This window comes from Microbacterium album (genome assembly GCF_014643695.1).
GTDB classification, from domain to species: domain Bacteria; phylum Actinomycetota; class Actinomycetes; order Actinomycetales; family Microbacteriaceae; genus Microbacterium; species Microbacterium album.
Map to the genome: position 1 here is coordinate 406,655 of NZ_BMJY01000001.1, position 12,181 is coordinate 418,835.

The window sequence follows — 12,181 nt, forward strand, 5'->3', positions numbered from 1 at the left end:
TCCGAATCGCTGGAGAAAGCTGACCCCCGTGGCGACTCCCACACCCGTGCGCCGTGCGTGGCGCGTCCTTACCGGCCTGCTGGTCATCACCGCCGTCCTCTTCGGGGTCAATGCCCTCGGAGTTCACGTCTTCAAGGGGGAGGGGTGGGTCCCCGAGCAGGGAGGCACATGGGTGCCCGAGCTCGCCCTCGACCTCCAGGGCGGCACCCAGATCGTCCTCGAGGCGCAGACCGAGGGCGCCGATCCCTCCGCCGAGCAGCTCAACCAGGCGGTGGCGATCATCCGCCAGCGCGTCGACGCCTCGGGCGTCGGCGAGGCTGACGTGGCGACGCAGGGCAACCGCAACATCGTCGTGCAGATCCCGGGAACGGCCGACGACGAGACCCGAGCGCGCATCGAGCAGAGCGCGCAGCTCGAGCTGCGTGCGGTCATCTACGCGTCCGGCCCCACGAACACCTTCGTGGGGGAGGACGGCGCCGAGACGCCCTATCCGTCGCCCGACCCGTCGCTGAACGCGACGCCCGAGGTCGAGCCGTCCCACGGTTCCGACCCCAACTGGGTCAGCGACTACCTGTTCGCGGAGTTCCTCGCGTACGACTGTGCGGACCCGTCGAACGACGCATCGTCGGCTCCCGCCGGTCAGCCGCTTATCACCTGCGACGCGCAGGGCGCCGCGAAGTACATCCTCGGTCCGGTCGAGATGGACGGCTCATCGATCAGCGACGCCACGAGCGGCATGAACGCCCAGAACGGCCGCTGGGAGGTGCAGATCAACTTCGACGACGCCGGTGCGCGCACGTTCGGGGAGATCAGCCAGCGCCTGTACGGTCAGCAGCCGCCGCTGAACCAGTTCGCCTTCGTGCTCGACGGCTCGGTGATCTCCGCGCCCTCGATGGACGCCGTCATCACGAACGGCCGCCCCAGCATCTCGGGTGGCGGGATCACGGAGACGACCGCGAAGACCCTCGCGGACCAGCTGAAGTTCGGCGCCCTGCCGCTCAGCTTCGAGGTCGTCAGCTCCGACACGATCTCGGCCACGCTGGGCTCACAGCAGCTCCAGAGCGGCCTGGTGGCCGGCATCATCGGCCTGATCCTCGTCGCCCTGTTCGTCGTGCTCATCAGCTACCGCTCCCTGGGCTTCGTGATCATCGCGTCCCTGGTCGTGATGGGCGTGCTGACCTACATCCTGCTGTGTCTGCTGTCGTGGCGCCTGGGCTACCGGCTCTCGCTCGCGGGCGTCGCCGGCCTGATCGTGACGATCGGCTTCACGGCGGACTCGTTCATCGTGTACTTCGAACGCATCCGCGACGAGCTCCGCGACGGCAAACCGGTCACGGTCGCGGTCGAGGACGGATGGGCGCGCGCCAAGCGCACGATCTACATCTCCAAGTCGATCAACGTCCTGGCCGCGGTCGTGCTGTACATCCTGGCCGACGCGACCGTGAAGGGCTTCGCGTTCACGCTCGGGCTCACGACCGTGCTGGACATCCTCATCTTCGTGATGTTCACGCATCCCGTCATGCAGATCCTGGTCCGCACACGCTTCTTCGGCGAAGGGCACCCCCTGTCCGGGCTGAATCCCGAGGCGCTCGGGGCCGTCTACCGGGGCCGCGCCCGCTTCCGGACCCCCGTGACCACCGGCACGCGCGTGAAGCGCTCCCGCGGCGAGGCGGAACGCCGACAGACGATCGCGGAACGCAAACAGGCGGAACTGGCCGCATCGCAAGCCGCGGGCAAGAGCGGCGCCGCCAAGGAGGAGAACGTCTGATGCGCTCCATGACCGAGCTCGGCAACGACCTCTACACCGGCAAGACGTCCTTCCCGTTCGTCCAGCGCCGTCGGCGGTGGTTCATCCTCGCGATCGTGCTCGTGATCGCCTCCGCGCTCGCGCCGTTCATCCGCGGCGTCGAGTTCTCCGTCGAGTTCACGGGCGGTTCGCAGTTCCTCGTCTCGGCCCCCGCATCGACGGACCAGTCGATCGCAACCGAGACCGTCAACGAGACGGTTGCCGGGACCACCAGCAAGGTCACCACGATCGGTGGCTCCGACATCCGGGTACAGACGTCGCAGCTCACGACGGCCGAGACGAGCGACGTCGCCCGCGCGCTGGCGGAGGCGTACGAGGTCGCCCCGGACGAGGTGACCACGTCGTTCATCGGTCCCAGCTGGGGCGCCGACGTGACGCGTCAGTCACTCTGGGGCCTGGGGATCTTCCTCGCCCTGACGTTCCTGATCCTGGCGATCTACTTCCGCACGTGGAAGATGTCCGCGGCGGCGATCGTCGGCCTCGTGGACGTGCTGATCATCACGATCGGGATCTACTCGCTGGCCGGCTTCGAGATCTCGCCCGCGGCGGTGATCGGATTCCTGACCATCCTGGCGTACTCCCTGTACGACACGACGGTCGTGTTCGACAAGATCAGGGAGAACACGACCGACGACGGCGAGGGCGCCGTGCGCACCTTCGGCGAGTCCGTGAACCTCGCGGTCAACCAGACTCTGGTGCGCTCGATCAACACGTCGGTCGTGGCGGCGTTGCCGGTGGCGGCGATCCTCTTCATCGGCTCGCTGTGGCTGGGCGCGGAGACGCTGTCGGACATCTCGCTGTCGATCTTCGTCGGCATCGTGGTGGCGACGTACTCCACGCTGTTCGTCGCCGCGCCCCTGTACTCGCTGCTGCGCGAGCGCGAGCCCGCGATCCAGCAGGCCGACGAGAGGGTTCGCGCGGCGCGTGCGGGCGTCTGAAGGTCCGCCCCGCGGGCGTAGGATGATGCAATCCGCGTCCGCACTCGGCGGGAGGAGGCGCAGCATGGCGGATTCCGTCACGTCGCAGGCACCGAGCCTGCGTCGTCTCGTGCCGCGCATCTTCTCGCGCGCGGCCCGACACGCCGACCTCACACGGCTGATCACGACCGTGCGCGCGAACCATCCGCGCGGCGACATGGCGATCATCGAGCGCGCCTACGCGGTCGCGGACGAGAAGCATCGCGGCCAGAAGCGTCGCAGCGGCGAGCCGTACATCACCCACCCCCTGGCGGTCGCGCAGATCCTCGCCGAACTGGGGCTCGGACCCCGGGCCATCGCGGCGGCGCTCCTGCACGACACGGTCGAGGACACGGGCTACGCGCTGACTGACCTCCAGGCCGAGTTCGGCGACGAGGTCGCGCTCCTGGTCGACGGCGTCACGAAGCTCGACAAGGTCAAGTACGGAGAGAGCGCGCAGGCCGAGACGGTCCGCAAGATGATCGTGGCCATGTCGAAGGACATCCGGGTCCTCGTCATCAAGCTCGCCGACCGGCTTCACAACGCGCGCACGTGGGGCTTCGTGCCGCCCGAGAAGGCGAAGAAGAAGGCGACCGAGACGCTTGAGATCTATGCGCCGCTGGCGCACCGCCTCGGGATCCAGACCATCAAGTCCGAGCTCGAGGACCTGTCGTTCGCGGTGCTGCACCCCAAGATCTTCAACGAGATCGACAGTCTCGTGAAGCAGCGCACTCCGCAGCGCGAGCAGTACGTGCAGCGCGTCATCGACGACGTCAGCCGCGACCTGCACGAGCTCCGCATCCGGGGCACGGTCGTCGGGCGGCCCAAGCAGCTGTACTCCGTGTACCAGAAGATGGTCGTGCGGGGCCGCGAGTTCGACGACATCTACGACCTCATCGGCATCCGCGTGATCGTCGGGACCGTGCGCGACTGCTACGCGGTGCTCGGCTCGATCCACGCGCGCTGGCGTCCCTTGCCCGGCCGGTTCAAGGACTACATCGCGACGCCGAAGTTCAACCTGTACCGGTCGCTGCACACGACCGTCATCGGGCCGGGCGGCCGCACCGTCGAGATCCAGATCCGCACGCAGGAGATGCACCAGCAGGCGGAGTTCGGCGTCGCCGCCCACTGGAAGTACAAGGAGCGGATGGCGGGCGGAAAGGCGTCGGATCAGAAGGCTCTCGACACCGACATGGCCTGGCTCGCCCGGATCTCCGACTGGGAGGCGGAGACGAAGGACCCGGGCGAGTTCCTCGACTCGCTGCGCTTCGAGATCGGCGCCAAGGAGGTGTACGTCTTCACGCCCAAGGGGCGCGTGATCGGGCTGCCCGCGGGAGCGACGCCCGTGGACTTCGCGTACGCCGTGCACACCGAGATCGGCCATCGGACGATGGGCGCCAAGGTCAACGGGCGCCTCGTGCCGCTGGAGTCGACCCTGAGCTCGGGCGACGTCGTCGAGGTGTTCACGTCGAAGAACCCGGACGCGAGTCCGAGCCAGGACTGGCTGACGTTCGTCAAGAGCACGCGCGCGCGCAACAAGATCCGGGGCTGGTTCACGAAGGAGCGCCGAGACGAGGCGATCGAACAGGGCAAGGAGGCCATCGCGCGCGCCATGCGGCGGCAGCACCTGACGCCGCAGCGCCTCAAGGAGCCGCTGCAGGAGGTCGCAGACCTCATGCACTACGAGGACCTGTCGGCGCTGTACGCGGCCGTGGGAGAGGGCCACGTCTCCAGCCAGTCCGTGCTGGAGAAGGTCACCGCGCTCATCCACACGAACGAGGAGCCGACGACCGGTCAGCTGGAGCTGCCTCCGACGGTCACCCAGCGCGCGCCGCGCGGCGGCGACTCCGGCATCCTCGTGCGCGGCGCCGACGACATCCTCGTCAAGCTCGCCAAGTGCTGCACTCCCGTGCCCGGCGACGAGATCCTCGGCTTCGTCACCCGCGGCAGCGGGGTCTCGGTGCACCGCGCAGACTGCACCAATGTCAAGGCCCTCAAGGACGATCCGGCGCGCATCATCGACGTCACCTGGGCCCCGACCAAGAAGAGCGTGTTCCTGGTGCAGATCCAGGTCGAGGCGCTCGACCGCTCGGGCCTGCTGTCGGACGTCACCCGCGTGCTGACCGAGCACCACGTCAACATCCTCTCGGCGACGGTCTCCACGACCAACGACCGCCTCGCCCTCAGCCGCTTCGTGTTCGAGATGGGCGACTCGGTGCATCTCGACCGCGTGCTCAACGCCGTGCGACGCATCGAGGCGGTCTACGACGTCTATCGCGTCACGTCGTCCTAGCGCCGGCTGCGTGTTCGGCGAGCTCGCGAAGGAAGCACCGGGCCGCGCGCGAGCCGGGCATGCGCGGGTGCGCGTCGAGCCAGGCGTGGGCGTCGCGCAGGGTCACCGGGCTCGCGAGGCGGCGCGCGGCGGAGGCGGAGGCGGGCTCGTCGCTCTCTCGCGCCAGGTCGACGAGCGTGCGCACGAGCGTCGCGATGCGCACACCGGCCAGGAGCGCCGCATCTGAGACTGCGAGAGGCGTGTCGCGGTAGCGGACGCGGCTCTGCACGGGGCGCGACAGATGCCTGCCCGCGAGGCGCTGCACGCGGTGCACCGCGGGCGGCTCGCCGACGCCCCCGTGCACCCAGGCCGCCGTGAGCCCGATGCCGACGAGACCGTCGCGCAGCAGCGGGCGCAGCGACGCCGCGCGGACCCACGGCGTGCTCAGCGCGTCGCTGGGCGCGTAGCCCTCTCCGAGCGCGACGAGCTCGCCGTCCAGGCACGCCGCGGACAGCTCAGCGGGCGAGAGGGGTTCGTGACCGAAGCGGACGATCGCCATGCCAGCAGTGTGCCCCACGGGGGAAGGCGCCGCACCGCGCGAGGCCTGAGGTGTGGATGATCCCGGCGGAGCACGCCGGACCCCGCGTCAGCCGCCGATCGCGCTGAGCCAGGAGCGCCGCGCCTCGAGGGCCTCGCGCGCCTCGGCCTCGCCCTTCGCGTCCCCCTTGGCCTGCGCGTCGGCCAGCTCCTTCTCGAGGCGGTCGATCGCCTCCTGAAGCTGCCGCGTCGCCTCGTTGGCGCGCGCCTTGGTCTCCGGGTTGTTGCGCTTCCAGTCGACGTCCTCGCGGGCGCGGAGGTCCTGCTCGATCTTCCGCAGCTGATCGTCGAGCGCGCGCTCGGTGTCGCGCGGGAAGATCCGGCCCACCTCGTCCCAGCGGCGCTGGATGCTCGTGAGCAGCTGGCGGGCCTTCGTCAGGTCGGCCGTCTCGGCGACGGCCTTCGCCTCCTCGAGCAGCGCCTTGCGAGCCTCGATGCGCGGCGCGGATTCGGCCTGTTCGGCCGCGTCGCGCTCGGCGCGCGCGGAGTACAGCGCGTCGCCCGCCGCCTTGAAGCGTGCCCACAGCGCATCGTCGGCCTTGCGACCGGCGCGTCCCGCCGCCTTCCACTCGTCGAGCAGCGCGCGATACGCGGGGATGCCGTCCTCGCCGCGCGGCGCGAGCGCTTCGGCGCGCTCGACGATCCGGGTCTTGAGGTCCCGGGCGGTCTTGTGCGCTTCGTCGAGCTCCGCGAAGAACGCCCGGCGGTGGCGCTCGACCGTGCCGCGCGCATCCCGGAACCGCTTCCACAGCGCCTGGGCCGTGGACTTCGGCAGACGCGGCCCGGTCTGCTGGTGCTGCTGCCACTCCTCGAACGCGGCGTTGAGGTCGGCCATCGCCTGCTTCCACTGCACGCTGCGCGGGTCCCGCGCGGCGAGCTCCTCGACGCGTTCGACGATCGACGTGCGGTGCGCGATCGCCTCGTCGACGGCGGCGCGCTGCGCCGCGGCCTCCTCGGCGCTGGCCTCGGCGAGCGTCCCCGTGAGGGCGTCGAGCCGGTCGGCCAGTCCCACCAGGTCACCGACCGCGGCGGCGCCCGTGACCTCGTCCTTCAACCGGCGGGCCTGTCCGCGCAGGTCCGAGGCGGACGCGCCGCCTCGGAGATGCCGCTGCTCGAGCGTGCGCACGCGCAGCGCGAGGTCGTCGTACTTGCGCCGGTAGTAGGCCAGCGCCTCCTCGGGGGAGCCGTCCGGGTACTCGCCGACGACGCGCCACTGCTCGCCTTCGCGCACCGACACCGCCCCGCCGGCGTCGACCCGGCCCCACTCGGTCTCGGCGACGATCGGACCGGACGGGGCCTCGACCTCGGCCTGGGGCGCGGGCGAAACGGCCGCGTCGGCCTCGACCTCGGCCTGGGGCGCGGGCGTCGGCGCTGCGTCTGCCACCGCGCTCTGAGGCACGGGCGCCGGCGTGGCTTCCTCGACCGGCGCGCCTGCGGCGCGCGTCTCGTCTGCGGGGGTGTGATCGGGGGTCGTCACGGGAGGCTCCTTGCGCGGTCATCGCGGGAGGGGACAGGACGGCCCCAGCCTATGGCATGTCCCGCCCTCGGCGGATGCGCCGCACATCGCCGTGCGGGTGCCTCTGTGAGGGGCGTCAGCCCGCCGGCGTGTCCTCGGGAGCCGGCGCGTCGCTCGGCTCGGGCTTGGGGCTCGCGTCCGGTGCGGGTTCTGTCGGCTCCGGCGCGTCCGCGGGCGTCGTGGCCGCGGGCGACGGCACCGGCTCGGGCGCACCCGGCCCCACGGTGTAGAACAGCGCCTGCCCTCCGATGGCCGCGGCCACCAGCGCGGCGGCGACCGAGACGGCGACGACGTTGTCACGCCGACGCCGGCGGCTCTGCGCTGCGTTCAGCTCCACGCGTGCGGCGTACAGACGGGCTCGCTCGCGCTCGGCGCGTGCCGCGCGCTCCTTCGCAGAGGCCTTGCCTCCTGCGGCCATGGCTCATGTTCCTCTCGACGATCGGCGCCCCGAGGGCAGCCGGATGCTCTCGGCGGCACCGAGCCTACGCATCGGGACGGCCCAATCGAAATCGCTCGCGGGCGTGTCCGCGTCAGCCGCGGCGGCTCCACCGGCGTCGATGGGGGAGGCCTGGCCTAGGGTGTCCCTGATGAACTCCGCCGGTGCTCTCTTCCGCGGCCAGACGCCGCTCGCTGTGCGCATGCGGCCCACCTCGCTCGACGAGGTCGCGGGCCAGGCGCACCTCCTGCGGCCGGGATCGCCCATCGTCGCCCTGGCGGATCCCGACGCGCAGGCACCCGGCACGGTCTCCGTCATCCTGTGGGGTCCGCCGGGCACCGGCAAGACCACGCTCGCCCAGGCGATCGCGCGCTCGTCGGGTCGTCGCTTCGTCGAGCTGTCGGCCATCACGGCGGGGGTGAAGGACGTGCGCGAGGTCATGCAGGAGGCCCTGAACCAGCGCGACCTGTACGGGCAGTCGACGATCCTGTTCCTCGACGAGATCCACCGGTTCACCAAGGCCCAGCAGGATGCGCTGCTGCCCGGCGTCGAGAACGGGTGGGTGCTGCTCATCGCGGCCACGACCGAGAACCCGTCGTTCTCGGTGATCTCTCCGCTGCTGTCGCGGTCGCTGCTGCTCACGCTGCGGCCGCTGACGGACGAGGACCTGGGGGCGCTGATCGACAGGGCCGTCGCCGACCCGCGGGGGCTCGCGGGCGCGGTGTCGCTCGCGCCGGAGGCGAGGGCGGCGCTGGTCCGGCTGGCGTCGGGCGACGCGCGCCGAGCGCTCACGGCGCTGGAGGCCAGCGCGGGCGTCGCGGCATCCGAGGGCGACGCGGACGATCAGGCGGACGAGTCGCCGCAGGACGTCGTCGTCACGGCGGATCACGTCGCGCAGGCCGTCGACCGCGCGCTGCTGCGCTACGACCGTCAGGGCGATGAGCACTACGACGTCATCAGCGCCTTCATCAAGTCGATCCGCGGCTCCGACGTCGACGCCGCCATGCACTACCTCGCGCGCATGATCGAAGCGGGGGAGGACCCCCGCTTCATCGCGCGGCGGCTCGTGATCTCGGCGGCGGAGGACATCGGCCTGGCCGATCCGCAGGCCCTTCAGATCGCCGTCGCGGCCGCCGACGCGGTCGCGTTCATCGGCATGCCGGAGGGCCGGATCCCCCTCGCGGAGGCCACCGCGTACCTCGCGACCGCGGCGAAGTCCAACGCCGCGTACAACGCGATCAACGCGGCCGTCGCCGACGTCAAGGCCGGACGCATGGGGCCCGTCCCGCTTCACCTCCGGGACGCGCACTACGCCGGTGCGAAGCGGCTCGGCCACGGCAAGGGCTACGTGTACCCGCACGACCACGATCTGGGGGTCGTGCCGCAGCAGTACCTCCCGGACGAGCTGCGCGGGCGCCGATACTACGAACCGAAGTCCCACGGCGCGGAACGGGAGATCGCGGCACGCCTGGAGCGCCTGCGGCGGATCCTGGACTCGTGAGGGGCGACCCCCAGCAGGCTCGGGGATGTCCCCGGTTTTCGCGCCGACACGTCCGGAATACCGTCTCGCGCCCTTGACGGCGCGGCCCGTCACCGCCGACGGTGTGTGAAGTACCCGTCCCCCGACGAAGCGAGGCCGCCCATGACCGTCTTCCGGCGCTGGATCCTGCCCATCGCGTGGCTCGCGGTGTTCGCCGTGATCGCTGTCGCGCTGGCGAAGATCGCGTTCTTCGACGAGTCTGCCCGCGCGTCCGCCGGTGACGGTATCGTGCCGACCGGCGAGCTCGACGAGCCGCTGATCGCCGCGTGGCGCGACACGGTCCGTCATGACCTCGAGCTCGCGGCGACGGTGCTGAACGACCCCGCCGCCGAGGTGAAGGTCACCGCGCCCGGAACCGTCGTGGACGTCTTCTTCGCGGTCGGCGATGCGGTCGCGACGGGCGACATCATCGCGAGCGTCCGGGAGGAGATCCTCAACGACGCGGGCGACGCGTACGGAGTGTGGAGCGAGATCCGGTCGCCGGCCGACGGCACCCTCTCGTCGTTCGCCGTGGTGAGCGGCCAGCGGGTCGCCGCCGGCGACGCCGTGGGCTCGGTCGCCCCGTCGACGTTCCGGGTGCAGGGGACGATCGCGCCGGCCGACCGCTACGGTCTGCTCGTCGAGCCGACCGAGGCGACCGTGGCGATCGCGGGCGGGCCCGCGCCCTTCACGTGCGGCGGGCTGGCGCTGGAGACGCCGCTTCCCGGGGCGGGGGCCGAGGGGCAGGACGCGGCGCAGCCCACGACGACCGTGCGTTGCGCGGTGCCGCCGGACGTGCGGGTGTTCCCCGGGCTGAGCGCCACGATGACGATCGCCGGCGGCCTCGCGGAGGACGTCGTGGTGGTGCCCGTGACCGCCGTCCTGGGCGCGGCGGACGCCGGCGTCGTGTACGCGCCGGGCGACGACGGAGAGCCGGAGGAGCGGCCCGTGACGCTCGGACTGAACGACGGCGTCAACGTGGAGATCCTCGAGGGGATCGTCGAGGGGGACACGGTCTTCGAGTACGTGCCGGGCACGGCCGTGAACGTCGATTGCCTCCTGGACCCCGGAGCCTTCGGCTGCGAGACGGCGGGCTGACCGTGGCGTTCCTGTCCGCGCGCGGCATCGCGCGCAGCGTGACGCTCCCCGACGGGGACGAGCTGCAGATCCTGCGCGGCGCGGATCTCGAGGTCGAGGTCGGGGAGCACGTGAGCATCATGGGGCGCTCGGGGTCCGGGAAGTCGACGCTGCTGAACATCCTCGGGCTCCTGGATGCCCCCACGGCCGGCGCGCTGGAGTTCGACGGCGTGCCGCTCGAGCGCATGAGCCTGGCTCGCCGGGACCGTACGCGCGGCGCCAGCGTGGGCTTCGTGTTCCAGCAGTTCAATCTGCTGCCCGGGCGCACGGCCCTGGAGAACGTCGCGATGCCCCTGCTCTACGACGGCGGCCCCGGCTTCTGGCGCCGCCGCGCGATCGCGACGGAGATGCTCGAGCGCGTCGGCCTGGGCGACCGGCTCGGACAGCGGCCGGAGCGGCTGTCGGGCGGCGAGCAGCAGCGCGTCGCGATCGCGCGGGCCCTCGTGCGCTCGCCCCGGCTGATCCTCGCCGACGAACCGACCGGGGCGCTCGACGTCGACACCGGCGCCACCGTCATGACGCTGCTCGACGACATCGCCTCGCAGTCCGGCGCCGCGCTGGTGACCATCACGCACGATCCGCACGTGGCCGCCCGCGCACAGCGCGTGTACCGCCTCAGCGACGGTGTGCTGCACGAGACGGCGCCCGTCCTCGAGCCCGCCGCCGGGGCAGGCGCATGAGGGCGGCGACGGGGATCGTCAGCGCCGTCGTGGAGGCGTGGCAGGAGCTGCGCGTCAACCGCCTGCGCGTGCTGCTGAGCCTCATCGTGGTCGCGGTCTCCGTCGCGGCGTTCACCGCCGTCGTCGCCCTCGGGCAGATACTGAATCAGGGCTATCAGGAGCAGATGGAGCGCAACTCGGGACGACCGGCGCTCGTGCAGCTCTCGGCGTTCGATCCCGCGAGCGGGAACAGCGTCGATCCGGCTGCGTTCGCCCGCGCGTTCGACGCCACCGTCGACCGCTACGGCATCGAGTGGTCGTCGCGCCGCGCGTGGCTGGAGGTGATAGCACCGGACGGGCAGTGGATGAATCTGCAGGCCGTCGACGCGGACTACGGCGTGATGCACCGCGTGCCGCTGGCCCACGGATCCTGGCTCAGCGAGAGCGACGCGCTCCGCTTCGTGCCCGTGGTCGTGATCAACGAGTTCTGGTGGAGATCGCTGGGCTCTCCGCCGCTCGCGTCGCACCCCACGGTGGAGTTCGGTGCGGTCGCGTGGGACCCGGTCACGGGCGAGCCGACCTCCGGGCGTGCCACGCAGGCGCTGGTCGTGGGGGTGATGCCGTCCGCCGCGTTCGATCAGTCGATGCAGGGGTATGTGCTGTTCGACGACGCCCTGGAGCTGAGGGGCGAGGAGCTTGCGGCGTCCACGACCTACGAGACCTGGATCCCGCCCGAGAGCGCGGAGCCGCTCATGGCCGCGATGCAGGCGTCCGTGCAAGCGCACCTGCCGGAGGGCGTCGAGGTGTACGCGTCGCGCACGGACTTCGCCGGCATGCAGACCTACAACCCGTACGACGCGGTCCTGCTGGTCTTCGGGGGCATCGCCGTCCTCGTGCTGCTGCTGGGCGCGTTGAGCCTGCTCAACATCACCCTGGTCACCGTGCGCTATCGCATCCGCGAGATCGGGGTCAGGCGCAGCTTCGGCGCGAGCGCCGGCCGGGTGTTCTTCTCCGTCATGCTCGAGAGCGTCGTCGCGACGGTGGTCGCCGGCGTCGTCGGGATCGTCATCGCGATCATGGTGATGCGGCTGCCGGTGGTCGCACAGGTGCTGTCGGGACTCCAGGACGTGCCGGCGTTCCCGATGTCGGCCGCTCTCGCGGGCCTGCTCATCTCCGCGGCCGTGGGAGCGCTCGCCGGGCTGGTGCCGGCCCTGGTCGCGGTGCGGGTGCGCCCGATCGACGCGATCCGCTACTGAGCCCGCGCTGCGGCTCCGGGCCGGGC

General features: G+C 71.4%; 10 protein-coding genes. 7 read left to right on the plus strand and 3 right to left on the minus strand.

What is annotated here, in order from left to right; translation table 11 throughout:
• Positions 1–28: 28 nt before the first annotated feature.
• The 3 genes from secD (at position 29) to IEX37_RS02080 (ending at position 5,056) form a co-directional block, all read left to right on the plus strand.
• Complete coding sequence (secD, locus tag IEX37_RS02070) at positions 29–1,768, plus strand: protein translocase subunit SecD (RefSeq protein WP_188754570.1); 1,740 nt, start codon at positions 29–31, stop codon at positions 1,766–1,768.
• Positions 1,768–2,745 carry a protein translocase subunit SecF gene (gene secF, locus IEX37_RS02075; protein ID WP_188754571.1) on the plus strand — a complete coding sequence of 326 codons (978 nt, stop codon included), beginning with the start codon at positions 1,768–1,770 and terminating at the stop codon, positions 2,743–2,745. Before secD ends, secF begins: the two co-directional genes overlap by 1 nt.
• Positions 2,746–2,809: 64 nt before the next feature.
• Entirely contained in the window at positions 2,810–5,056 is a 2,247-nt protein-coding gene (locus IEX37_RS02080; RefSeq protein ID WP_188754572.1) for a RelA/SpoT family protein, read from the plus strand.
• On the opposite strand, the gene IEX37_RS02085 is transcribed toward IEX37_RS02080, so the two are convergent.
• From IEX37_RS02085 to IEX37_RS02095, 3 genes are all read right to left on the minus strand, one after another.
• A complete protein-coding gene (locus IEX37_RS02085) occupies positions 5,043–5,594 on the minus strand; it encodes a hypothetical protein (protein WP_188754573.1) in 552 nt (183 codons plus the stop codon). The two genes, IEX37_RS02080 and IEX37_RS02085, sit on opposite strands and share 14 nt — an antisense overlap.
• 87 nt (positions 5,595–5,681) lie before the next feature.
• A complete protein-coding gene (locus IEX37_RS02090) occupies positions 5,682–7,109 on the minus strand; it encodes a DUF349 domain-containing protein (protein WP_373286238.1) in 1,428 nt (475 codons plus the stop codon).
• Between the two features lie 115 nt (positions 7,110–7,224).
• Positions 7,225–7,566, minus strand: coding sequence for a dioxygenase (locus tag IEX37_RS02095; RefSeq protein ID WP_188754574.1), 342 nt, complete (start codon positions 7,564–7,566; stop codon positions 7,225–7,227).
• A 169-nt stretch (positions 7,567–7,735) separates the two neighbouring features.
• Between IEX37_RS02095 and IEX37_RS02100 the strand changes: the two genes are divergently transcribed.
• The 4 genes from IEX37_RS02100 to IEX37_RS02115 all read left to right on the plus strand — a co-directional run bounded on the left by IEX37_RS02100 (position 7,736) and on the right by IEX37_RS02115 (position 12,155).
• A complete protein-coding gene (locus IEX37_RS02100; protein ID WP_188754575.1) occupies positions 7,736–9,085 on the plus strand; it encodes a replication-associated recombination protein A in 1,350 nt (449 codons plus the stop codon).
• 141 nt (positions 9,086–9,226) lie between these two features.
• On the plus strand, positions 9,227–10,201 hold the full coding sequence (locus IEX37_RS02105) for an HlyD family efflux transporter periplasmic adaptor subunit (protein WP_188754576.1): 975 nt from the start codon (positions 9,227–9,229) through the stop codon (positions 10,199–10,201).
• 2 nt (positions 10,202–10,203) lie between these two features.
• Entirely contained in the window at positions 10,204–10,920 is a 717-nt protein-coding gene (locus tag IEX37_RS02110; RefSeq protein ID WP_188754577.1) for an ABC transporter ATP-binding protein, read from the plus strand.
• Positions 10,917–12,155 carry an ABC transporter permease gene (locus tag IEX37_RS02115; protein ID WP_188754578.1) on the plus strand — a complete coding sequence of 413 codons (1,239 nt, stop codon included), beginning with the start codon at positions 10,917–10,919 and terminating at the stop codon, positions 12,153–12,155. Before IEX37_RS02110 ends, IEX37_RS02115 begins: the two co-directional genes overlap by 4 nt.
• Positions 12,156–12,181: the final 26 nt, after the last annotated feature.